The sequence below is a fragment of the Lonsdalea iberica genome, from assembly GCF_002111585.1.
Classification (GTDB): Bacteria; Pseudomonadota; Gammaproteobacteria; order Enterobacterales; family Enterobacteriaceae; genus Lonsdalea; species Lonsdalea iberica.
This window is the reverse complement of sequence record NZ_LUTP01000001.1, coordinates 156834-179294: the sequence shown is the minus strand read 5'-3', so window position 1 is coordinate 179294 and position 22461 is coordinate 156834. Positions and strand designations below refer to the sequence as shown.

General features: G+C 55.6%; 21 protein-coding genes and 1 pseudogene. 7 read left to right on the top strand and 15 right to left on the bottom strand.

Features of this window, described 5'->3' with window-relative positions:
• Window positions 1–9: 9 nt before the first annotated feature.
• Together ampE and ampD are read right to left on the bottom strand one after the other, a co-directional pair.
• Window positions 10–864, bottom strand: coding sequence for a beta-lactamase regulator AmpE (gene ampE / locus AU511_RS00790; protein WP_094101395.1), 855 nt, complete (start codon window positions 862–864; stop codon window positions 10–12).
• Window positions 865–889: 25 nt separating this feature from the next.
• Window positions 890–1432 carry a 1,6-anhydro-N-acetylmuramyl-L-alanine amidase AmpD gene (gene ampD, locus AU511_RS00785; protein ID WP_094108451.1) on the bottom strand — a complete coding sequence of 181 codons (543 nt, stop codon included), beginning with the start codon at window positions 1430–1432 and terminating at the stop codon, window positions 890–892.
• Window positions 1433–1781: 349 nt separating this feature from the next.
• On the opposite strand from ampD, the gene ppdD reads away from it, so the two are divergent.
• The 3 genes and pseudogenes from ppdD to hofC all read left to right on the top strand — a co-directional run bounded on the left by ppdD (window position 1782) and on the right by hofC (window position 4872).
• Complete coding sequence (ppdD, locus tag AU511_RS00780; RefSeq protein ID WP_094108450.1) at window positions 1782–2234, top strand: prepilin peptidase-dependent pilin; 453 nt, start codon at window positions 1782–1784, stop codon at window positions 2232–2234.
• Window positions 2221–3668: pseudogene (gene gspE / locus AU511_RS00775) on the top strand (type II secretion system protein GspE). The gene ppdD and the pseudogene gspE overlap by 14 nt, the downstream one beginning before the upstream one ends.
• Before the next feature lies 1 nt (window position 3669).
• Window positions 3670–4872 carry a protein transport protein HofC gene (hofC, locus tag AU511_RS00770; protein WP_094108449.1) on the top strand — a complete coding sequence of 401 codons (1203 nt, stop codon included), beginning with the start codon at window positions 3670–3672 and terminating at the stop codon, window positions 4870–4872.
• Window positions 4873–4896: 24 nt separating this feature from the next.
• On the opposite strand, the gene AU511_RS00765 is transcribed toward hofC, so the two are convergent.
• Window positions 4897–5937 (bottom strand): GMP reductase, encoded by a 1041-nt coding sequence (locus AU511_RS00765; protein ID WP_094101392.1) that lies wholly within the window; start codon window positions 5935–5937, stop codon window positions 4897–4899.
• A 172-nt stretch (window positions 5938–6109) separates the two neighbouring features.
• On the opposite strand from AU511_RS00765, the gene coaE reads away from it, so the two are divergent.
• Genes coaE through yacG form a run of 3 tightly spaced genes read left to right on the top strand, consistent with a single transcriptional unit; the run spans window position 6110 to window position 7691 of the window.
• Window positions 6110–6730: a dephospho-CoA kinase gene (gene coaE, locus AU511_RS00760; protein ID WP_094101391.1), complete on the top strand. Its 621-nt coding sequence runs from the start codon at window positions 6110–6112 to the stop codon at window positions 6728–6730.
• Complete coding sequence (gene zapD, locus AU511_RS00755) at window positions 6730–7482, top strand: cell division protein ZapD (RefSeq protein ID WP_094108448.1); 753 nt, start codon at window positions 6730–6732, stop codon at window positions 7480–7482. Before coaE ends, zapD begins: the two co-directional genes overlap by 1 nt.
• An 11-nt stretch (window positions 7483–7493) precedes the next feature.
• Window positions 7494–7691, top strand: a complete 198-nt coding sequence (gene yacG, locus AU511_RS00750; protein WP_026739125.1) for a DNA gyrase inhibitor YacG — start codon at window positions 7494–7496, stop codon at window positions 7689–7691.
• A 9-nt stretch (window positions 7692–7700) separates the two neighbouring features.
• Here the strand turns inward: yacG and mutT are convergent, their stop codons facing one another.
• From mutT to secM, 3 genes are all read right to left on the bottom strand, one after another.
• Window positions 7701–8099: an 8-oxo-dGTP diphosphatase MutT gene (gene mutT, locus AU511_RS00745; protein ID WP_094108447.1), complete on the bottom strand. Its 399-nt coding sequence runs from the start codon at window positions 8097–8099 to the stop codon at window positions 7701–7703.
• A gap of 76 nt (window positions 8100–8175) precedes the next feature.
• Window positions 8176–10878 (bottom strand): preprotein translocase subunit SecA, encoded by a 2703-nt coding sequence (gene secA, locus AU511_RS00740; protein ID WP_094108446.1) that lies wholly within the window; start codon window positions 10876–10878, stop codon window positions 8176–8178.
• Between the two features lie 104 nt (window positions 10879–10982).
• A complete protein-coding gene (secM, locus tag AU511_RS00735; RefSeq protein ID WP_094108445.1) occupies window positions 10983–11483 on the bottom strand; it encodes a secA translation cis-regulator SecM in 501 nt (166 codons plus the stop codon).
• A gap of 28 nt (window positions 11484–11511) precedes the next feature.
• On the opposite strand from secM, the gene AU511_RS00730 reads away from it, so the two are divergent.
• Window positions 11512–12033, top strand: a complete 522-nt coding sequence (locus AU511_RS00730) for a DUF721 domain-containing protein (protein WP_094108444.1) — start codon at window positions 11512–11514, stop codon at window positions 12031–12033.
• Window positions 12034–12059: 26 nt separating this feature from the next.
• On the opposite strand, the gene lpxC is transcribed toward AU511_RS00730, so the two are convergent.
• The 9 genes from lpxC to murD form a co-directional block, all read right to left on the bottom strand.
• Window positions 12060–12977, bottom strand: coding sequence for a UDP-3-O-acyl-N-acetylglucosamine deacetylase (lpxC, locus tag AU511_RS00725; protein ID WP_074728283.1), 918 nt, complete (start codon window positions 12975–12977; stop codon window positions 12060–12062).
• A 100-nt stretch (window positions 12978–13077) separates the two neighbouring features.
• Window positions 13078–14232, bottom strand: a complete 1155-nt coding sequence (gene ftsZ, locus AU511_RS00720; RefSeq protein WP_026741712.1) for a cell division protein FtsZ — start codon at window positions 14230–14232, stop codon at window positions 13078–13080.
• 72 nt (window positions 14233–14304) lie between these two features.
• Window positions 14305–15561 carry a cell division protein FtsA gene (gene ftsA, locus AU511_RS00715; protein ID WP_094101385.1) on the bottom strand — a complete coding sequence of 419 codons (1257 nt, stop codon included), beginning with the start codon at window positions 15559–15561 and terminating at the stop codon, window positions 14305–14307.
• Window positions 15558–16415 carry a cell division protein FtsQ gene (ftsQ, locus tag AU511_RS00710; protein ID WP_094101384.1) on the bottom strand — a complete coding sequence of 286 codons (858 nt, stop codon included), beginning with the start codon at window positions 16413–16415 and terminating at the stop codon, window positions 15558–15560. Before ftsQ ends, ftsA begins: the two co-directional genes overlap by 4 nt.
• Before the next feature lies 1 nt (window position 16416).
• Window positions 16417–17337 carry a D-alanine--D-alanine ligase gene (locus AU511_RS00705; RefSeq protein ID WP_094108443.1) on the bottom strand — a complete coding sequence of 307 codons (921 nt, stop codon included), beginning with the start codon at window positions 17335–17337 and terminating at the stop codon, window positions 16417–16419.
• Window positions 17338–17343: 6 nt separating this feature from the next.
• The gene (gene murC / locus AU511_RS00700; protein ID WP_094101382.1) at window positions 17344–18804 is read right to left on the bottom strand and encodes a UDP-N-acetylmuramate--L-alanine ligase; all 1461 of its coding nucleotides are present in this window, start codon (window positions 18802–18804) and stop codon (window positions 17344–17346) included.
• Window positions 18805–18857: 53 nt separating this feature from the next.
• Window positions 18858–19949 (bottom strand): undecaprenyldiphospho-muramoylpentapeptide beta-N-acetylglucosaminyltransferase, encoded by a 1092-nt coding sequence (murG, locus tag AU511_RS00695; protein ID WP_094101381.1) that lies wholly within the window; start codon window positions 19947–19949, stop codon window positions 18858–18860.
• Window positions 19946–21145, bottom strand: coding sequence for a cell division protein FtsW (ftsW, locus tag AU511_RS00690; protein WP_094108442.1), 1200 nt, complete (start codon window positions 21143–21145; stop codon window positions 19946–19948). Before ftsW ends, murG begins: the two co-directional genes overlap by 4 nt.
• A complete protein-coding gene (gene murD, locus AU511_RS00685) occupies window positions 21145–22458 on the bottom strand; it encodes a UDP-N-acetylmuramoyl-L-alanine--D-glutamate ligase (protein WP_094101379.1) in 1314 nt (437 codons plus the stop codon). The genes ftsW and murD overlap by 1 nt, the downstream gene beginning before the upstream one ends.
• Between the last annotated feature and the right edge of the window lie 3 nt (window positions 22459–22461).

Sequence of the window (22461 nt, the reverse complement as noted above, 5' to 3'; positions counted from 1 at the left end):
GGCAGCGAGTCATACCAACGCGCCGTAAATGGTCAATAGCGCCACCACCACTACAATTATCAACGTCACCTTTTTTGCCAACTTAACGGCAGCAATCGGCGTCGCGACAGGATCGATATGGGGTTCCCGCGCCAGTGAAAATTGAGCCAACTGGGTCAGCACCCAATACTGGCTACTGTGAACATCCAGCAAGGCAGAGAACCAGGCAGGCAACGCTTTTTCGCCATGCCCCAGCAACGCATAAGCTGCACCGGCCAGCCGTACAGGGATCCAGTCCAGACAATGGAGCAATGTATCCACGCCAGAGTTAGCCCGCTCCAACGGGGTATGGTAACGAGCAAGCATTGTTTGACGCGCTCTCAGACAAGCATAACCGACCAGCGCAATAGGACCGTAAGGCCCGGCGACTACAAACCAGAACAGCGGAGCCAGGTAATAACGAAAATTAATCCACAGCAAAGCGTTCTGTAACTCCTTGAGCCTATCCGATTCACTGCCGTCCACCGGCAACCCATGAATCAGGGCCAATTCACCAGACATTTGGCATTCCGCATCTGCTTCACCGCGTAGCGCCGCCTGCAAATACCGGCGGTAGTGCAGCCTGACCTCACCTGCCCCCACGCAAAGCAAACCAATAATGACCCACAAAATCAGCATCGGCAGACCGAACAACAAGCCGCTGACTAGCCACATCAGCAGCCCGGTCATTGCCATACCCGCAAGCGACAAAGACAGAGTTTGTATCAAGGACGGTGAAGAAAGATGTCGAAGCCTCACCGCAAAATGGTGATCTAATTGCCAGTGTTCGCCCTGTTTAAACAGGCGTTCCCATCCCAAAACCAACAACAACGTAAACAGCGTCATTAATTTAGACTCCCTTTGTAGCTCGCTATTCCTGCGCTAAATATCGATATCGGTCCCAGTCGAAAGCGGGACCGGGATCGGTTTTGCGACCTGGAGCAATATCATTGTGACCGCAAATTCGATTCCGCGTAATCGGGTAAGTCAGACATAACAGCTGCGTGACCGACGCCAACTGACGATATTGTTCCGCCGTAAAAGGAAGCGTGTCGGTCCCCTCAAGTTCAATGCCGATTGAGAAATCATTACAGCGTTCGCGCCCTTCAAATTTGGAAACGCCAGCATGCCAAGCCCGACGGTCAAAGGGCACATATTGAACGACGCTGCCATCTCGACGAATCAAGCAATGAGCCGAGACCCTAAGATGGATTATCTCGGCGAAAAAGGGGTGTTCAGTCGCCTGCAGTCTTCCGGTAAACAATTGATCGATATAAGGACCGCCGAACTCGCCCGGCGGCAGGCTGATATTGTGTATGACCAGCAACGAGGGAATCTCGCCCTCAGGCCTATCGTCACAATGCGGGGACGGTATGCGCGCCACATCCGTTAGCCATCCATCTATCAATTCCACCGACAAACTCCTATTAACCTACCGCCTTGCAAGCATTCCTCTGCGCGGCAAACGCCTCGCGCAGACCAAAGCCTAGCATGTTTCCCCTGCTCGTCATTCACCCGCCTTGCGGCTTGAAAAATTAACGACGCATTCCCCTGCTGCCAAAACTTACCGCAAGCATACCGTTTGGCGCCACGCCCCTGTTGCGAGAAACACGTAAACCAGAATCCATCAGGCAAAAAAATGGAGGCTAACTGCAACTGTTCAAACAGTTTGCGAAACGCATTCCGAATGAGTTTATCGGCTGTCGCCGAAATCTTTGCCGTCCCTTATGCTGCCGCCATCCGCCACATCAAGGATTGAAATCATGTTACAGCAAGGATTTACGCTGATTGAACTGATGGTCGTAATTGTCATCATTGCCGTGCTAAGCGCCTTGGGAATTCCGGCCTATCAGGGATACCTGCAAAAAGCAGCAATGACCGATATGCTGCAAACGGCGGCGTCCTACAAAATGGCCGTCGACCTCTGTGGACTAAGCAATGCCGATCTGGCCCTTTGCAATGCAGGTAATCAGGGCATTCCCGCGGCAACTGCCACACGTTACATCAGTCAGATTACCGTTTCCCAAGGCGTCATTACTTTGACAGGACAATCCTCGCTGCAAGGACTTCGCGTGGTTATGACGCCGACGCTGGAGTCCCAAACAGGATCGTTGAGCTGGACCAAAAACTGCCTCGCGGAAACCGGGGCCGACACACTCAGGCAGGCCTGTCTTGACGTTTTCCGTCTGGATGATGCCTCTGATGCCGCAGGGTGATCTCATGACATCGCAAATACTCAGCGAAGAGCTCGTCATATTGTGCCAGCGTTATCACGCTTTGCTACTGGCCATAGATGAACAATCCATTACCGTTGCTGTCGGCAGCCCGCCAACCACTGAAATGCTGACGGCGTTAAAATTCGCCGGCAATCGTCGGGTATTGATCGAGAAATGGCCTGCGGCCAGGCTGGAAAAAGCGATTGTCCCGCCGCAAAGCGCCATGGAAAAGGCGTCGATCTATCAGCCACTCCTGAGATCGAAGAGCAGGAAGATATCCCGGTAATCAGATTTATCAATCAGACGCTGAATTCAGCAATTCAGCGGCGGGCCTCGGATATCCATTTCGAGCCGATGGCAATGCACTGCCGGATACGACTGCGTATCGACGGCGTCTTGCAGGAAATGCCTTCAGCTCCTGACGAACTGACGCCCCGGCTTATTGCACGGCTTAAGATCATGGGGAAACTGGATATCGCTGAACGCCGTCTACCGCAGGATGGTCAATTTACCCTGCAACTTGATCGGGAACGTTACTCATTACGTATCGCCACACTGCCGGTACAAACGGGAGAAAAAGTCGTACTGCGGGTATTACAAACACAGCAACATGCGCTAACGCTGGACACGCTGGGGCTTTCTATAAGCGCATTGCGGCTATTCAAGCGGGTGCTACGCCTGCCTCAAGGCATGATTTTGGTCACAGGCCCGACGGGGAGCGGAAAAACATTCACGCTGTACAGCGCCATACGCTGGCTCAATAGTTCCAGCCGTAATATTTGCAGCGTGGAAGATCCGGTAGAAATTCCGTTAGAAGGAATCAATCAAACCGCCGTCAACGCCAAAAGTCGGCTGGACTTCAGCCGGGTACTGAGAGCACTGCTGCGCCAGGATCCCGACGTCATCATGATAGGGGAAATTCGCGACGCCGAAACGGCAGATATTGCCGTCAAAGCGGCGCAAACCGGTCACTTAGTGCTATCCACGCTGCACACTAACTCTGCCAGCGAGACCATGACGAGGCTGAGACATCTTGGCGTTCCCGGCTACCTGCTCGCCTCGGCATTAAAACTCATCATTGCTCAGCGCTTAGTTCGCAAGCTATGTCCTCACTGCCGCGAGAGGATGCCCTCGGAACCAATATCGCATAACGCAACCCGGTCCGGCCCACTGCGGCAGTGGCGCCCGCGGGGCTGCAACCACTGTTTTTCAGGCTATTACGGCCGAGCTGCGATTTACGACCTGTTGACCATCTCCCCTGACCTCCAGCAAACGCTGGCGGATAACGGAGAAGTCCCGTACGAAAAGGCGCATGACCAGCATTCCCGGCCAAATTGGCTCTTTAACGCTGGTCTGGCGTTAGTCAATGAAGGCATCACATCACTGGATGAGGTCTATCGGGTCGTGGGTGACGGGATCGAGGAGGAAGACTGAGATGGCAATGCAAAAACTGTACGACTGGCAGGCTCTCAGCGGCAAAGGTGAACTGTGTCGCGGCGAGTTTATCGCTACCCACCGTCAACAGGTGTACGATCATCTGCTCGAACTGGGTTACCAACCCCTTAACCTGAAGGTCCGACAATACCTGACCCGTTATGCTTGGCGCAGCACACTCCTGACTCCCGTCATTCACCAGCTCGGCTCACTATTGCAGGCGGGGCTTCCGCTACTGGAATCATTGAACCTCATGGCACGGCAGCATGACAAACCGGCGTGGCGATGTGTCTTACAGACAATAGGCCAACAGGTCGCACAAGGCATGACGCTGGCAGAAGCGCTTCGGCACTATCCCCAAATATTTCCGCTGATGTATTGCTCGCTGATTGCCGCCGGCGAACTGACCGGTAAGCTCGGCGACTGCTGCCAGCAGCTCGCCGTCTATCAGGAGGCGCGCCAGCAATTGGCGTATAAAGTCGCTAAAGCACTACGCTACCCCCTCTTCGTTTCCGCCGCCGTGCTAGTGGTCAGCGCACTGATGATCACCTTGGTCCTGCCTGAGTTTAGCCGGCTTTACGCCTCGTTTAACGCCCCGCTTCCCGTGCTGACACAGACTTTACTGACCTTTTCGGAACGGTGTATGCGCGATGGGGCCGCTCTCGCCACAATAGGCCTCATACTCGCGGCAGCCTACGGCTGGCTGCGTAGAACCTATCCACGATGGCGGCACAGAGAGCAACGGCTGTGGCTTAAAGTTCCCGGCATTGCCACACTGATTCGCGGGCGTTGTCTCAGCCAGATTTTCCATACGCTGGCGATGACTCATGGTGCAGGACTCCCGCTGCCAGCTGGGCTAAGCGCCGCCGCGACGCTCGGACATCCTCTATATCAGAAGGAATTAAAAGAGATACAAGGCCTCGTCGAGCGCGGCATCCCACTGAGTCAGGCGGTGGAGCGTACACCGCTGTTCCCTGCGCCCTGCCCGCAGTTGATCAGAGTCGGAGAAGAAACAGGCGCGCTGGAGCACCTGTTCGCACAGTTAGCCGAATGGCATGAAAAGAATACGCAGCAGTTTGCGGAAAAACTGCCTCATACATTGGAGCCGTTACTGATGGGCACGGTAGGCATCATTGTCGGTACGCTGGTGATAGCCATGTATCTGCCTATTTTCCAGTTAGGACATGTGCTGACGGGAGCCTAATCCCGCCAGTTGAGAAAGCGAAAACTAAACGTTGAAAATACGGTTTTCCTGCTCGGCGACACGGATGAATGTCGTGCGTTTGGTCAGCTCTTTCAGGCGTGAAGCACCAACGTAAGTGCAAGCGGAGCGCAAACCGCCGAGGATATCGCGAATGGTGTATTCCACCGGGCCTCGCAGAGGAAGCTTGACGGTTTTGCCTTCCGCAGCCCGATAGCCGGCTACGCCGCCAACGTGGCGCTCCATCGCTGATGCCGAACTCATGCCGTAAAACAGCATCATTTTCTGGCCGTTTTCTTCGGCGATGGTCCCTTCGCACTCATCATGTGCCGCCAGCATCCCGCCCAGCATGACAAAATCAGCGCCGCCGCCGAAAGCTTTGGCAACGTCGCCAGGCACGGAGCAGCCGCCATCGCTGACAATCTGCCCGCCGAGCCCATGCGCTGCATCGGCACACTCGATCACCGCCGAGAGTTGCGGATAACCCACGCCCGTTTTCAAACGGGTGGTGCAAACGGAACCAGGACCAATCCCAACCTTGACAATATCCGCTCCGGAAAGAATCAGCTCTTCGACCATTTCGCCGGTCACTACATTCCCGGCGCAAATGATCTTATCAGGACACGCCTCGCGCGCTTTCTGCACAAAAGAGACAAAGTGCTCGGAGTAGCCGTTAGCGACATCGATGCAGATAAACTTCAGCTCCGTCGAGAGGGCCAGAATTTGCTTCAGCTTGGTAAAATCGTCGCTTGATGTCCCTGTAGAGACTAAGACGTGGCGCAACACGTCTTTCGACGACTGTGTAACAAACTGCCGCCACTGCTCAACGGAGTAATGTTTATGCACGGCGGTCAGCACGCCAAATGGGGATAGCGCCTGAGCCATGCGAAAAGTACCGACCGTGTCCATATTGGCCGCAATGACAGGCACGCCCGACCAATGGCAGCCCGCATGCATAAAGGTGAAATCGCGCGCCAATTCAACTTCTGATCGGCTCTTAAGGGTGGAGCGTTTAGGACGAATGAGTACGTCTTTAAAGCCTAACTTTAAATCTTCTTCAATACGCATAAGGAGGTGTCCTGGTCAGTGGCGAAGACCATCGGGGAGATAGTCGGTATGCTTCAAAACCTATCCAGTAGCCTCATCATACGCGCGAATAATCCTGCGGCAAGACTGCGAATTTACCTTTATTTAGGCTAGAATCCCGTAAATTTACCCGGTAATTTTGCAGATCGATACCATGGCATACATCGTAGCGCTTACAGGCGGTATCGGCAGCGGCAAAAGCACCGTCGCTGAAGGTTTCGCCCGGCAAGGCATCACTATCATCGATGCGGACATCATCGCCCGTCAGGTCGTTGAGCCCGGAACGTCAGCGTTGTCCGTTATCGCAAAACGCTTCGGCCCCGAGATACTGAACGCCGACGATACGCTCAACCGCTCCGCCCTACGGGCGAAAATTTTTTCCAGTGAACGTGAAAAAGAGTGGCTCAACCAACTGCTGCATCCGTTGATCCAAGCGGAAACCCAACGCCAGTTGCTTGACGCCCCCGGTCCATACGTGATGTGGGTGATCCCTCTGCTGATTGAGAACGGCCTGCAATCGCAGGCGCAACGTGTTCTGGTTGTGGATGTCACCCCGGAAATTCAGCTGCAGCGTACACTGGCGCGAGATGGGGTTTCCCTGCAACAGGCGGAAAAAATTCTGTCCGCACAAGCCACGCGAGAACAGCGTCTGGCTTATGCCGACGACATCATCGACAATAGCCGTAGCCAGAGCGAACTTGCCCCACAAATTGCCATGCTGCATCAGCGCTATCTTGAGCTGGCGACAACCGCAAAAGACAGGATGACAAAATAATGAGTGATGCTTCCTCAACCCTATTATTTGAATATCCGCTGAATGAGAAAACGCGGACCTGGCTACGTCTCGAGTTTCTGCTTCAACAAATGCATGACAACCAGACGCTGGAACACATGGGGGGAGCGTTGAGCTTTTTCCGCGCCGCTACCGACCTGTTGGATATACTCGAACGCGGCGACGTTCGCCCCGATTTGATGAAAGAACTGGAACGTCAGCAGCAGAAGCTAACGCAGTGGCAGGACGTGCCCGGCGTCGACCAGGCGAGGATTGACACCTTTCGCCAGCAGTTACGCCAACAGGCCAGCCAATTGATGGCCGCCCCGCGTATGGGCCAAAGCCTGCGAGAAGATCGCCTCATTGGCATGGTACGCCAACGGCTGAGCATCCCAGGAGGATGCTGTAACTTCGACTTGCCGACGCTGCATAGCTGGCTGCATCAGCCTGCGGAGCACAGAAACCGCCAGGTCAGTGTCTGGCTCAACAGCGTCGCCCCGTTCGAACAAACGCTGGAGATGATTCTGGACCTCATCCGCAATTCAGCGATCTTCCGTCCACAAATCAGCCTGAAAGGCTTCTATCAGGACAATGCAGCCGACGCGGACCTCCTGCGTATACAGATCGCGCAGGAACATCAGCTATACCCACAAATTTCTGGCCACAAGAGCCGTTATGCGATTCGCTTTATGCCGCTGGACAGCGAGCATGGGCAAGTGCCCGACCGCCTGACGTTCGAACTGGCTTGCTGTTAGGAGTGAATAAGATGAGCAACGATATCACCACCGTAAAATGTCCGACCTGCGCCAAACCGGTAGTGTGGGGAGAACAAAGTCCTTACCGCCCTTTCTGTAGCAAACGCTGTCAATTGATCGATCTCGGGGAATGGGCCGAAGAAGAGAAACGCATTCCTAGTAACGAAGCGATTACTGACAGCGAAAACTGGAGCGAAACCAAGTATTAACCAGCGATATTACGCCGACTGTTTTAGCCAGCGGATCATCTCCGCATTCGCTGGCGGAAATTCCTCTTCTTTCAGTTCGTCGACGCTCAGCCAGCGCGACGGCTGCCCCTCCCGGCCGTAAGGTTCTCCTTGCCAATGTTCCACCAGAAAAAAATGCAGCGTGATGAGCCGATCGCCCGTGGAGAATGTTTTATCCGTCAGTGCCCGAGGGTCGTGCGCCTCGATCCCTGTTTCCTCACGCAATTCACGAATTAACGCCTGTTCGGGCGTTTCCCCCGCCTCCACTTTTCCACCTGGGAACTCCCATTTACCAGCCATGTGCGAGCCAGCCTGGCGGCAAGCGATAAAAAACTGTCGCTGGGCATTACGAATAATACCTACCGCGACTGACAAAGGTTTCTGCGTCATAACCCTTTCCCCAAGTAAAAGGCGGTCAATGACCGCCTTAATTGATACCGTTAATGTCGTCTAACCCTGATGAGGGCTAGTTCTGGATACGTCCGTGGCACTGTTTGTATTTCTTGCCCGAACCGCAGGGGCAAGGATCGTTACGGCCGATTTTACGCTCGGATGAACCACCCGCAGACTGCGCGGCAGCGACTTCGCTTTGATGGCTCAGCTGCTGCTGGCTCGCCAGTCGTTCAGCTTCCTCACGACGCTGTTGCTCCAGCGCTTCGATCTCTTCCGGCATGCGAACCTGAACTTTGCTCAGTGTGCTGATGACTTCATATTTCAGCGCTTCCAACATCGCTGCGAACATGGAGAACGATTCACGCTTGTACTCCTGCTTCGGATCTTTCTGCGCATAGCCGCGCAGATGTATACCCTGACGCAGATAGTCCATCGCTGCCAGATGTTCTTTCCACAGGGAGTCCAGCGTCTGCAGCATCACGCCTTTTTCGAAGTTGCGCATAACATCGACGCCCACGACCTCTTCTTTGCGGGCATAAACTTCCATCGCCTGCTCGTGGATACGTTCACGCAGCGTTTCTTCATGCAGCTGAGGCTCTTTCTCCAGCCACTCTGCAATCGGCATTTCCAGATCGAAATCGTTTTTCAGACGCTGTTCCAAACCGTCGATATCCCACATTTCTTCCAGAGACTGCGGCGGAATATGGTTATCGATTGTCGCTTTAAACACATCGTCACGAATACTGTTGATCGTTTCACTGATATCAACGGAGTTCAGCAGTTCATTACGCTGCGTGTAGATAGCACGGCGCTGGTCGTTCGCGACATCATCATATTCCAGCAGCTGCTTACGGATATCGAAGTTACGGTTTTCCACCTTACGCTGTGCATTGGCAATCGCCTTGGTCACCCAAGGATGTTCGATCGCTTCGCCTTCCTTCATCCCCAACTTACGCATCATGTTGGATACGCGGTCAGAGGCGAAGATACGCATCAGCGCATCTTCCATTGAAAGGTAGAAGCGAGAAGAACCGGCATCTCCCTGACGACCAGAACGGCCACGCAGCTGGTTGTCGATACGACGCGATTCATGCCGCTCGGTACCGATGATATGCAAACCGCCCGAAGCCAGCACCGCGTCGTGACGAAGCTGCCAATCGGCTTTGATAGCGGCAATCTGATCTTCCGTCGGGGACTCCAACTGAGCGATTTCAGTCTGCCAACTGCCGCCCAGCACAATATCCGTACCCCGACCGGCCATATTGGTGGCGATGGTCACTGCGCCCGGGCGACCGGCCTGTGCGACGATATCCGCTTCCATGGCATGGAATTTGGCGTTAAGCACGTTGTGTTTGACCCCGGCGCGAGTCAACGCGTCAGAGACCACTTCCGATTTCTCGATCGAGATCGTGCCCACCAGCACCGGCTGGCCGTTCGCCGTACGCTCCCTGATATCTTCAATAATCGCGCCTATTTTTTCCCGCTCGGTCATATACACCAGATCGGGCAAATCTTTACGAATCATCGGACGGTTCGTCGGTACAACGATGGTATCCAGTTTATAGATAGAGCTGAATTCAAAAGCCTCGGTATCCGCGGTCCCGGTCATCCCAGCCAGTTTTTCGTACAAACGGAAGTAGTTCTGGAAGGTGATGGAGGCCAGCGTCTGGTTTTCGTTGTTGATAGTGACGTGCTCTTTCGCCTCAACGGCCTGATGCAGACCGTCAGACCAGCGACGCCCCTGCATGGTACGTCCGGTATGTTCGTCAACAATGATGACTTCGCCGTCTTTAACGATGTAATCGACATCGCGCGTGAACAAGACGTGCGCCCGCAGACCGGCGGTCACATGATGCATCAGCATAATGTTGGAAGGCGAGTACAGGGATTCGCCTTCTTCCATAATGCCTTCTTTCACCAGCAGTTCTTCGATTTTCACCAGACCGCGTTCGGTCAGATTGACCTGGCGGGATTTCTCATCCACGGAGAAGTGGCCTTCGCCCTGGAATGTGTCGGAATCTTCTTTTTCCTGACGGATTAGCGACGGGATGATTTTATTGACGCGGATGTACATCTCGGAGCTGTCTTCAGCAGGTCCAGAAATGATCAGCGGGGTACGCGCTTCATCGATCAGGATGGAGTCGACTTCATCCACCAAAGCGTAGAACAGCGGGCGCTGAACGCGCTCTTCCGGGCTAAACGCCATATTGTCGCGCAGGTAGTCAAAACCGTATTCGTTGTTGGTACCGTAAGTGATATCGGCTGCATACGCTTCTCGCTTTGCCGGCGCTGGCATGCCTGGCAGGTTGATCCCCACCGTCAGACCGAGAAACTCGAACAACGGACGGTTGTTCTCAGCATCACGCTGCGCCAGATAGTCATTCACTGTAACAACATGCACACCGCGACCGGTCAGGCCGTTTAGATAAGCAGGCAGCGTCGCCGTCAGCGTTTTACCTTCACCGGTACGCATTTCGGCGATGCAGCGTTCGTTAAGAACCATCCCGCCCAGCATCTGGACGTCGAAGTGACGCATACCGAAAACACGTTTACTCGCTTCACGCACGACGGCAAAGGCCTCAGGCAACAGCGCTTCCAGCGTTTCACCTTTCTTGATGCGCTCGCGAAACTCCGGCGTTTTGGCCTTCAGCTCGTCGTCAGACAGCTTTTCCATTGCGGGTTCAAGCTGGGCTATCACATCTACAGTTTTACGCATACGGCGTAAGGTACGGTCGTTACGGCTACCGAAAACTTTGGTTAATAGTCTTACTAACATAATAATTTTAATCTCTACAATGCCACCGTATCTACGGTGGCATAACATCAGAAAACCAGGCTATTTCACCCGGCTATTGCGCGTGTTAACAGAAAAAAGCGGGGTTAGATAAGCGGTCCAGCGCGTATCCCCAACGTCTGGGCCAGCCAGATGCCAGAATGATGGAATAGCGTAGATGCTGCGGAGATGTATGTCGAGACATCCAGCGCGGGAACCCTATTTTCTTGGGTCAACAGCGCGTGGAGTGTCTCAATCAGGATTTGATGCTGTGCGGGCGAGGAAGCAACTGCTTCAGCCACCGTAGAAGGCTGCGGCGCCGTCAGAGCAAACGACAAATGCCGAATAACGGTGCGGATGGCATGCTGATGCCAATAATCAATGCCGACAGATGAACGTCGATGAGCCTCTTTCAAGGCCACCAGATCGGTCAGGCTAAAAGCGGAAACGTTATGGCGGCTAATAGTCGAAGTCGACAGCGATGGAGTATTCTGAGACTCGCACAGACCGACGGGCAGACCAAAACCAGCCGCGACCATCCCCAACAGGAGATGCGGCCAAAAATAACGTCTGCCAAATTGTCGCCAACGATTTAGAATACCAATCACAAGTTTACTGTCCGTCGGAGCCTGCGTTATGCGTGATAGTCGTCCACAATCACTAGAATCTTTTTTTGATAGCGCATCGGAAACCGGAAGCGGTCCTCTGCGAGATATTCAGCAGCGCGCTGCCGCGCTGGTAAAGCTTAATCGCGCCGTCTGCGCGCTATTGCCTGCGCAAATGCACCCTTGGTGCCGCGTCGCAAATTATCGCCGCAATCTGTTGGTGCTAGAAACGGCAAACGCGAGTTGGATGATGCGACTACGTTATGAACAGCCAGCGCTACTTTCCGCTTTGCGTGCTCAAATACTACCATCATTAGCAGCGATCGACATCCGGATTAATCCCTCGCTTGCCGCTAAAGCGCACCAAAATAATAAGCCATTGGAAACCACAACCGGCGTCGGATCTATAGATGCGCCAAAGCAACGTTCACTAAGTCCGCAGAGTGCAGAAATATTGAATGGATTGGCGGAAAACAGCCCGGAAAGATTGCAGCGGATATTAAAAAGACTGGCTTCACTGGCCGGAGAGAAAACCAGTGATAACCAGTCATAAGAACGACAAGTTGTTGTTCTGACTCGTCAGGCGAGTACCGTCGAAGGCGCTTTGAACGCCAGCGGCATTTCCGCCTCATCTTCAAAGGTCACGTATTCCCACGCTTCCTGTTTTGCCAGCACAGCCTGCAGCAGTTTATTGTTCAGCGCATGACCAGACTTGAATGCCGTAAAGGCACCAATGATGTTATGGCCGCACATGAACAAGTCGCCGATGGCATCCAGCATTTTGTGACGAACAAATTCATCTTCAAAACGCAGACCGTCATCGTTCAGCACTCGATAGTCGTCAACAACAATCGCGCAGTCAAAGCTGCCGCCCAGGCACAGGCCACGGGACTGGAGATATTCAATATCTCGCATGAAGCCGAAGGTCCGAGCACGGCTGATCTGACGGACGAAAGAGTCTGCAGAGAACTCTAACTTGTAGCGCTGTGCGCCAGAGTCGATCGCCGGGTGGTTGAAGTCGATAGTGAAGTCCAGATTGAAACCATTATAAGGCTTCAGCTCCGCCCACTTGTCGCCATCTTCTACACGCACGGTATCTTTGATCCGAACGAACTTCTTAGCACAGTTCAGCTCTTCAATACCGGCATCGAGCAACAGGTAAACGAACGGACTGGCGCTGCCGTCCATAATCGGAATTTCGGGAGAGTCGACTTCGATCATGACGTTATCGATGCCCAGACCCGCCAGCGCGGCGTTCAGATGCTCCACGGTCGAAATTCGTACGTCATGCTCATTGACCAGGCAAGTACAGAGCATGGTATCACGCACGGATTTGGCATCAGCCGGAAAATCAACCGGTGGATTCAAGTCAGTGCGACGATAGATGACCCCGGTATTTGCCGGTGCAGGACGCATGGTCAGGGTGACTTTTTTGCCGGTATGCAAACCGACCCCTGTCGCCTGTACGATACGTTTTAATGTACGTTGTTTGATCATCGTATTATCTCGCATTTAATCCGAACCAACGGCCTCAGTCTATACCAAGGCCGGCGGCACAGTTTAGCACAAAGAGCGGAGATTCCAACCAGGCGGCCAGTTAATCGGCCTGCTTGCGCAGAAACGCCGGGATATCCAGGTAATCCGGCTCTTTATTGGGCTGCGCGTTCTGGTCGTTGACGACCTTGGCGGCAGCCGGTTTTTCTTGCGGCAGAGGCGACATGCCATGCTGCTGGTAACGATGATCCATTACCGGCTGGCTGCTCTGCTTGTTGGTCACCAGCGTAATCTCCGGACGTTTGTCCATGCCGATGCCGGTCGCGACCACGGTGACGCGCAGTTCGTCGTTCATTTCCGGGTCCAGAGACGTACCGATAACCACGGTCGCGTTGTCGGAAGCGAAAGCACGGATAGTGTTACCCACGGTTTCGAACTCATCCAGACGCAGGTCGAAGCCCGCCGTGATGTTGACCAGAACGCCACGAGCGCCGGACAGGTCGATATCTTCCAGCAGCGGACTGGAGATCGCCATTTCGGCCGCTTCTTCCGCACGGTCTTCGCCACGCGCCACGCCGGAACCCATCATGGCATAGCCCATTTCAGACATCACGGTGCGAACGTCCGCGAAGTCGACGTTCATCAACCCCGGACGGGTAATCAGTTCAGCGATACCCTGAACCGCGCCTTTCAGCACGTCGTTGGCTGCGCCGAAGGCATCCAGCAGGGAGATACCGCGGCCCAGCACTTTCAGCAGTTTGTCGTTCGGGATGGTGATCAGGGAATCCACGTGCTTTGACAGCTCCGCGATGCCTTGTTCCGCAAACGCCATGCGTTTTTTGCCTTCGAAGTTAAACGGCTTAGTCACGACGGCAACGGTAAGAATACCGAGATCTTTGGCCACTTCGGCCACGACCGGGGCTGCGCCCGTACCTGTACCACCGCCCATACCGGCCGCGATAAATACCATATCGGCGCCTTCGAGAGACGCGCGCAGCGCTTCGCGGTCTTCTTCAGCAGAGTTACGGCCGACTTCCGGGTTAGCCCCAGCGCCCAGACCCTTGGTAATACCGCTACCGATCTGGATAGTCTGTCCAACCGCCGTTTTGCGCAGTGCCTGCGCATCAGTGTTGACCGCAAAGAACTCAACGCCTTCAATGCGTTCACGCACCATATGCTCGACCGCGTTACCGCCGCCGCCACCGACGCCGATGACTTTAATCACCGCGTCGTTGGTTAATTCCATAGGTTCAAACATAGTTTCTCTCCGTCTTGTGCCTGTGTTACTTCGAGATCAAAAAAGCTGTGCCAGGATCTCTTTTGATAACCGTTAAAATTCTTTTCTCAGCCAGCTGTTCAGGCGTTTAAACCAGTGGCTCACTGAGGCGCGTTTTTCAACTTCATGCTCACCGTTCAGGTGAGATTCTTTACCGTAGTGCAGCAACCCTACCGCCGTGGAGTAGTAAGGCTCCTGCGCATAATCCGTCAGGCCCGTGATGTTCAGCGGTTGTCCGATACGCACCTGCGTATGGAACACACGCTGAGCGCATGCGGCCAGGCCATCAATCTGTGCGGCTCCGCCCGTCAGCACAATACCCGCCGCCAAATGATGCTTGACGCCTTGCTGACGCAACTGCTCCTGTAACTGCAATAGCTCGTCGTTCACCAGATTCAGCAGCTCGGCGTAACGCGGCTCAATGACTTCGGCCAGCGTCTGACGCTGAAGACTGCGCGGCGGACGCCCACCCACGCTGGGAACTTCAACCGCTTCGTCTTTGCTCACGATGGAGCCTAACGCGCAGCCGTAGCGAACTTTGATTGCCTCGGCGTCCGTAGGCGGAGTGCCGAAAGCATAAGCAATATCGCTGGTGACCACGTTCCCTGCGTACGGAATCACCTTGGTGTGGCGCAGGGCGCCGCCGGTATAGACCGCCATATCCATGGTGCCGCCGCCGATATCGACGACACAGACACCCAATTCACGTTCGTCTTCAGTCAGCACCGCATAGCTGGAGGCCAGTCCGGCGAAAATTAGCTGGTCGACTTTCAGTCCGCAACGCTCAACCGCTTTGACGATGTTCTTCGCCATATCGTTGTGACAGGTGATCAAATGCACCTTCGCCTGCATACGCACGCCGGACAACCCTACCGGATTCTTGATGCCCTCCTGGTAGTCGATCGCGTACTCCTGCGGGATAACGTGCAGGATGCGATGTTCATCGCGTACGCGAACGGATTTCGCCGTGTGGACGACGCTTTCCACATCGTCCATCGTCACTTCTTCTTCGGAGATCGGCACCATGCCAATCTCGTTCTGGCAGCTGATATGTTTGCCGGACAGCGCCAGATAAACCGATGAGATCTGGCAGTCTGCCATCAACTCGGCCTGGTCGATGGCGCGCTGTACGCATTTCACCACCGACTCCAGGTCGTTCACGCCGCCTTTATCCATGCCCCGTGACGGGCAGCTACCCACACCGATAATATTGACCATGCCATCGGGCAGAACTTCCCCTACCAGCGCAGCCACTTTTGCTGTACCGATTTCCAGCCCAACTACCAGTTTTCTGTCCGTCGACTTGATCATTGCTGTTTAGCCTGTGCCTGATTCTGTTGCTGATTACCGTTTTGGTGACGATCAATGTCTTCTTGCTGATCGATAAACGCCGGACCCCAACCTACCGCCGCACCTGAGTCGTAACGCAGATCCACATAGTTGATCCGCTTGTTTCCGTCCTTCGCCTGCTGTTGAAGAAGCGGATATAACTCAATAAATCGCGCCAGACGGCGAGTCTGATCGTCGCGTCCCAACTGCAGGCGGATATCGTCTTCCAGACCGACCTGCCAGGAATGGCGCGCGGTCATCGCAACCATTTTCAGCTGAAACTTGCCGGCGTTCAGTATCTGGTTAATGTTTCGATACCCTTCCAGCACGTCGGCTTCACTGCCTTCCGGTCCGTACAGCATCGGCATCTTTTTATTACCGATACGTTCCGCCGGAACGCTGAATGCGTTTCCATCGCTGTCAACCATCAGCTGGTCATTCCAACGTGCGAAAGGCACGTATTCAACCAGATGAATCTTTAATTCGTCCGGCCACTGCTTGCGCACGCTGGCCTGTTTAATCCACGGCAGCCTTTCAATCTGCTGCTGAATGACGTTAACGTCCTGCGTCATAAACGTGCCCGGCGCTCCGAGAGACAGTATCGCCTGACGAATGTCGTCGTTCGTGGTGTAGGTTCTTTCTCCCGTCACCACCAGCCGAGACAGCGGCAGTCGGCTGGCATCTTTCATCCACCCCACCACCATCCAACTGCCCCAGGCGATGGTGCCCACCACCATCAGCAGGAATATCATGCCCGCCAGTTGGCCGCCGTTGCTGCGACGCGCGCCATTGGATTCAGGCTCGCGTCCGCGTGTATTAAGCGCCGCTTGCGACATATCAGCTCGCCAGCTCCAAAATGCGTGTCACCAGTTGTGGAAACGTCAGCCCATACTGTTTAGCGGCCATCGGCACCAGGCTGTGCTCGGTCATGCCCGGCGAGGTATTCACCTCTAACAGGTAAAATCCGCCGTCATCGTCCATCATCACATCAACTCGTCCCCAACCGCTGCAATCCAGCGCGCGATAGGCCGCCAGAGAGAGTGAAGCCAGTTCGCTTTCCTGCTCCGCCGTCAGACCGCTCGGACAAAAATAGCGAGTGTCTTCCGACGCGTACTTCGCCTGATAATCGTAAAACGTGCCTGTCGCCTCAATGCGGATCGACGGCAGTGTTTCGTTACCGAGAATAGCCACCGTAAACTCCGGACCGCTCAACCACTTTTCCACCATCACGTTTTGGTCATGATGAAATGCCGCTTCCAACGCCGCAGGTAAGGCTTCAGCCTGCTCGACTTTGCTCATTCCGACGCTGGAACCTTCCCGACTCGGCTTGACAATCAATGGCATACCGAGAGGTTCTACTAACTTTAGCAAAGCAGTTGGATTACTGCGCTGAAACTGATGCCGATTCAGCACGATATAAGGCGCGACCGGTAAATTTGACGCCTGCCAAATCTGTTTGGTGCGACATTTATCCATCGTCAGCGCCGACGCCATGACGCCGCTGCCGGTATAAGGCAGCCCTAATTGCTCCAGCGCGCCCTGCATCGAGCCGTCTTCGCCACCGCGCCCATGCAGCGCAATGAATATCCGGCTAAACCCTTGCTCTTTGAGCTGGCTGACTGGGAAGTCGCGGGGATCTACCGCGTATGCGTCCACTCCTGCTTTTTGCAAACCGGCTAATACGGCCTGTCCCGAGAGCAAAGAGATATCGCGTTCTGCGGATGAACCACCCAGCAATACAGCCACTTTCTCAGTCATTACCTTTCACCCTTTGACCTGCGGCTGTAGGCGAGAATCCGCCAGCCTGCGGGCCAATTTGCCGATATTACCTGCGCCCTGAACCATGACGAGGTCCCCATCTTGCAGCGCCGGTGCCAACAATTCAGGTAAAGTCTCTATATCTGGCACTAAAATCGGATCAATCTTACCTCTTCCGCGAATTGTACGGCATAAAGAGCGGCTATCTGCCCCTGGAATAGGCGTTTCTCCTGCTGAATAAACGTCCAACATCAGCAAAACGTCCACCTGAGACAGCACATGCGCGAAGTCGTCATACAAATCACGCGTACGCGTATAACGGTGAGGCTGGAAAATCATCACCAACCGTTTTTCCGGCCAGCCCGCCCGCGCCGCTTTAATCGTGGCGTCCACCTCGGTGGGATGATGACCGTAGTCATCGACCAGCATGGCCGCGCCGCTTTTACCGTTTACTGACTCCAACGGATATTCGCCCAGGAAATCGAAACGGCGACCAGTCCCTTCGAAACGTTCGAGCGCCCGCAAGATCGCGTCGTCTTCAATGCCTTCTTCGGATGCGATAGCGACCGCCGCCGCCGCGTTCAACGCATTGTGGCGACCCGGCGCATTCAGGGTGACGTGCAGCAGAGGTTTCCCCTGACGCTCCAACGTAAAGTGGCCCTGAGCCCCCACCTGACGATAGCTGGCGATACGCACGTCGGCATCGTCGCAAAATCCGTAAGTTGTCACGTGGCGTCCTACGCGCGGCAGTAGCTCGCGGACGACCTGATCGTCCAGACACATCACCGCGTGTCCATAAAACGGCAGGTTGTGCAGAAAGTTGATGAACGTCTGCTTCAGGTTTTCAAAGTCGCCCTGATAGGTGTCCATATGGTCGGCTTCGATATTGGTCACGATCGCCGCCATCGGCTGCAGATGCAGGAAAGACGCATCGCTTTCATCCGCCTCTGCGATCAGGTAGCGGCTGGATCCCAGCCGCGCGTGCGTCCCCGCCGCTTTGACCAGTCCGCCGTTGACGAAAGTAGGATCCAGTCCAGCTTCCGCGTAAATACTGGTGACGATCGCCGTTGTCGTCGTCTTGCCGTGCGTGCCCGCAACTGCGATGCCGTGACGGAAACGCATCAGTTCCGCCAGCATTTCCGCTCGGCGAATGACTGGGATACGCGCTTCCTTCGCGGCGATGATTTCCGGGTTGTCGCCGGAAATGGCGGTGGATACCACCACCACGCTCGCCCCGTTCACATTTTCCGGACGATGGTGGAAATAGATCTGCGCGCCCAAATCGCTCAACTGCTGCGTGACCGCATTGGGCGCCAGATCGGAGCCGCTAATCTCGTAGCCTTCATTAACCAGAACTTCGGCGATACCGCCCATGCCGGCACCACCGATGCCAACAAAGTGGATGTGCCGGACGCGGTGCATCTCGGGCACGATTGAACGCAGTTTCGCCAATTGTTGTGTATTCACTTTTACCTATCGCTACCTATTTGATCGCCATCCTGTGTCCGGCGATGTCATGATTAATGTTGAGCCGCTGCCACGTCTGGTAAGCCCGCCGCCGCCACGACTTCCGCCGCAACACGCTCGGTCGCATCCAAAATAGCGACTGCTTGGGCCTTTTCTGCCATGTCGCGCAGCGTGGCGCGGTCCCAGCCACCCAAGACATCGCTGACGGCGTCAACGCTGATCTGGGCCTGCTCGATAATTTTGGCCGCACCCGCCTGTTCCAGCGGCAACGCGTTCCAATACTGCTGCCGATCCTTATGCTGGAACGGCACGAAAAGCGCGGGCAATCCGGCGGCGGCGATCTCACTGACCGTCAACGCCCCAGAGCGGCAAACGACGACGTCGGCCCAGGCATAAGCCGCCGCCATATCATCAATAAACTCGACGATGTTGTGCTGCGGCTGTCCAGCTTTCGCGTACGCCGTCTGAACCTCAGCCTGCGCACCTTTGCCGGTCTGATGCCAGATGGCAATTCTGTCGCCCAGTGTGGCGGCCACGCCCGGCAGCGTCTGGTTCAAAATTCGAGCGCCCTGACTCCCGCCGATAACCAGCACGCGGATAGGCCCGTTGCGGTCCGCCAGACGTTCCGCCGGAGACGGCAGCGCCAACACGTCGGTGCGCACAGGGTTTCCGACTACAGGCGCTTTGGGAAATGCGCCCGGAAACGCCTGCAAGACCGTTTTGGCAATACGCGACAACCAGCGATTGGTCAGTCCGGCAATGCCGTTCTGTTCATGCAACACCACCGGAATACCGCACAGCCACGCCGCCAAACCGCCAGGACCGGACACATAGCCGCCCATGCCCAGCACGACGTCCGGCTGGTATGCGCGCATGATCGCCTTCGCCTGACGCACCGCGCGGAAAATACGTACCGGCGCGCTGATCAACGCTTTAAGCCCTTTACCGCGCAGGCCGGAAATGCGGATAAAATCAATTTCAATCCCGTGCTTCGGCACCAAATCGGCTTCCATACGGTCGGCGGTGCCCAGCCAGCGCACCTGCCATCCCTGCGCCATCAAATGATGCGCCACGGCCAATCCAGGGAACACGTGGCCCCCGGTTCCGCCCGCCATCACCATCAAACGCTTGCCTTCGCCACTCATCGGGCACTCCTCGTAAACGCCTGCGCTTTCGTCAGGCGCGTCTCATAATCTATGCGTAACAGCAGTACGATGGCGGTCGACATGATCAACAGACTGGACCCCCCGTAACTGACCAGCGGCAGGGTCAACCCTTTGGTCGGCAACATGCCCGCCGCAGCACCCACATTGACCAATGTTTGGAAACTGAACCAAATGCCGATGGAGCACGCCAGGAACCCTGAAAAGCGCTGATCGATCTGCAGCGCGCGGCGTCCAATCGACATCGCCCGAAAGGCGACGAAGAATATCATTAACAACGCTAAAACCACACCGATATAGCCCAGTTCTTCGCCTAAAATGGAGAAAATAAAGTCAGTGTGCGCTTCAGGCAGATATTCCAGTTTCTGTATTGAATTACCCAGTCCCTGCCCCCACACTTCGCCGCGCCCGAACGCCATCAGCGACTGCGTCAGCTGGTAGCCACTACCGAACGGATCATCCCAGGGGTTCCAGAACGATGTCACGCGGCGGATACGGTACGGTTCCGCAATAATCAGCAGACAGACCGCGAAGATGCCGCTGCCGATAATCGCCAGAAACTGCCAGAGTTTGGCGCCCGCCAGGAACAACATGGCCAGCGTCGTGATAAACAACACCACGACGGTGCCGAGGTCAGGCTGCGCCAGTAGTAGCACCGCCAGCACCACCATCACGCCCATCGGTTTGCAGAAGCCCCAGAAGTTATTTCGCACTTCTTCCACTTTGCGCACCATGTAGCTGGAGAGGTAACAGAACAGCGCCAGCTTCGACAACTCGGCAGGCTGTATGCGCAACGGCCCCAGCGATATCCAACGGGATGCCCCATTGACCGAACTCCCTACCACCAGCACAACCAGCAACAGAACCATTGCCACTAGCAGCAAAACCGGGCTATAGCGCTGCCACACTGCCATTGGCACCCGCATGGTGATCAGCGACAAACCAAAGGCCAGCGCCAGATAAAGCCCGTCGCGCTTGGCGAACAAGAACGGGTCGCCAGCCAGACGTTGTCCCACCGGCATGGAGGCCGAAGTCACCATGACAAACCCAATCACCGCCAGTCCGAGCGTCAGCCACAGCAGCGTACGATCGTACAGGACGGCGCTGAGGTTATCGCTTTCGCGCGTCCCCATGACCCAGCGTCTCAATCGTTCTACTATCGCCCCTGCCATCTGCATTAGCCCAGCTCCTCCGCCAAACGAGCAAACTCATCGCCGCGCTGCTCAAAGCTGCGGAACTGATCCAGACTCGCGCAGGCCGGAGACAGCAACACGACGTCTCCCGGGCCGACCTGCTGGGAAATCAGCGTCATTGCCTGCGCCATCGTCTCGGTACGCTTAGCGTTCTCCGGGCATAGTGCCGCTAGCAGATCGCCATCGCGCCCAAAGCAGTACAGCCGCACGTTATCGCCCTGAAGATAAGGCTTCAACGGGGAGAAGTCGGCCGACTTGCCGTCTCCGCCCAGCAGCAGATGCAGCGTGCCGTCGATGTGCAGCCCGCTCAGCGCCGCCTCGGTGCTGCCGACGTTGGTCGCTTTCGAGTCATTGATCCAACGCACATCATTGCGATCCAGCACCAGTTGGAAACGATGCCCCAGACCGGTGAAATCGGTGAGCGCCGCCAGTGCGGATGCGCGCGGGATCCCCACCGTATCGGCCAGCGCCAGCGCGGCTAGCGCGTTGGTATAGTTGTGCTGGCCGACCAATTTAATTTCGCGCGTATTGATCACGCGCTCCCCGTTAACCCGCAGCCAGGTTTCGCCCTGCTGCCGATTCAGATGATAGTTGCCCACGTCGACGCCGAAGCTCAGACAGCGGTCGTCGGCGCCGCGCACTGGCATGGTCAGCGCATCATCGGCATTCACCACGCAGACGGCGGCGTTTTCGTAGATACGCAGTTTGGCGGCGCGGTACTGCTGCAAACCTAGCGGATAACGATTGGAGTGATCTTCCGTCACGTTCAGGATGGTGGCCGCCGCCGCGTGCAAGCTATAGGTGGTTTCCAACTGGAAGCTGGAGAGCTCCAGTACGTAGAGCTGGCACTCCTGCTTGAGCAGCGCCAGCGCTGGAACGCCGATGTTGCCGCCGACGCCCACCGACCAACCGGCCGCCCTCGCCATGTCTCCCACCAGCGTGGTGACAGTGCTTTTACCGTTCGAGCCGGTAATAGCGACGATAGGCGCCTGCGCCTCGCGGCAAAACAGCTCGATATCGCCGACGATCTCAATGCCTGCCTCCGCGGCGTCGCACAATGCGGGCGTCGCCAGCGCAATGCCGGGGCTGGCCACGATCAGGTCGGCATCCATCAGCCACGCTTCCTGCAATCCGCCCACATAGCGTTCGACTTGTTCGGGTAGTTTATCCAGGCCAGGCGGACTGACACGGGTATCCACCACGCGAGGCGTCACCCCGCGCGCGAGAAAGAAATCAACACAGGAGAGTCCGGTAAGACCCAACCCGATAATGACGACTTTTTTACCCTGATAGTCCATGTC

Coding starts and splice junctions, on each gene's coding strand:
- ampE (WP_094101395.1), bottom strand. CDS start 864: ATGACGCTGTTTACGTTGTTGTTGGTTTTGGGATGGGAACGCCTGTTT.
- ppdD (WP_094108450.1), top strand. CDS start 1,782: ATGTTACAGCAAGGATTTACGCTGATTGAACTGATGGTCGTAATTGTC.
- hofC (WP_094108449.1), top strand. CDS start 3,670: ATGGCAATGCAAAAACTGTACGACTGGCAGGCTCTCAGCGGCAAAGGT.
- AU511_RS00765 (WP_094101392.1), bottom strand. CDS start 5,937: ATGCGTATTGAAGAAGATTTAAAGTTAGGCTTTAAAGACGTACTCATT.
- coaE (WP_094101391.1), top strand. CDS start 6,110: ATGGCATACATCGTAGCGCTTACAGGCGGTATCGGCAGCGGCAAAAGC.
- zapD (WP_094108448.1), top strand. CDS start 6,730: ATGAGTGATGCTTCCTCAACCCTATTATTTGAATATCCGCTGAATGAG.
- yacG (WP_026739125.1), top strand. CDS start 7,494: ATGAGCAACGATATCACCACCGTAAAATGTCCGACCTGCGCCAAACCG.
- mutT (WP_094108447.1), bottom strand. CDS start 8,099: ATGACGCAGAAACCTTTGTCAGTCGCGGTAGGTATTATTCGTAATGCC.
- secA (WP_094108446.1), bottom strand. CDS start 10,878: ATGTTAGTAAGACTATTAACCAAAGTTTTCGGTAGCCGTAACGACCGT.
- AU511_RS00730 (WP_094108444.1), top strand. CDS start 11,512: ATGCGTGATAGTCGTCCACAATCACTAGAATCTTTTTTTGATAGCGCA.
- lpxC (WP_074728283.1), bottom strand. CDS start 12,977: ATGATCAAACAACGTACATTAAAACGTATCGTACAGGCGACAGGGGTC.
- ftsZ (WP_026741712.1), bottom strand. CDS start 14,232: ATGTTTGAACCTATGGAATTAACCAACGACGCGGTGATTAAAGTCATC.
- ftsA (WP_094101385.1), bottom strand. CDS start 15,561: ATGATCAAGTCGACGGACAGAAAACTGGTAGTTGGGCTGGAAATCGGT.
- ftsQ (WP_094101384.1), bottom strand. CDS start 16,415: ATGTCGCAAGCGGCGCTTAATACACGCGGACGCGAGCCTGAATCCAAT.
- AU511_RS00705 (WP_094108443.1), bottom strand. CDS start 17,337: ATGACTGAGAAAGTGGCTGTATTGCTGGGTGGTTCATCCGCAGAACGC.
- murG (WP_094101381.1), bottom strand. CDS start 19,949: ATGAGTGGCGAAGGCAAGCGTTTGATGGTGATGGCGGGCGGAACCGGG.
- ftsW (WP_094108442.1), bottom strand. CDS start 21,145: ATGCAGATGGCAGGGGCGATAGTAGAACGATTGAGACGCTGGGTCATG.
- murD (WP_094101379.1), bottom strand. CDS start 22,458: ATGGACTATCAGGGTAAAAAAGTCGTCATTATCGGGTTGGGTCTTACC.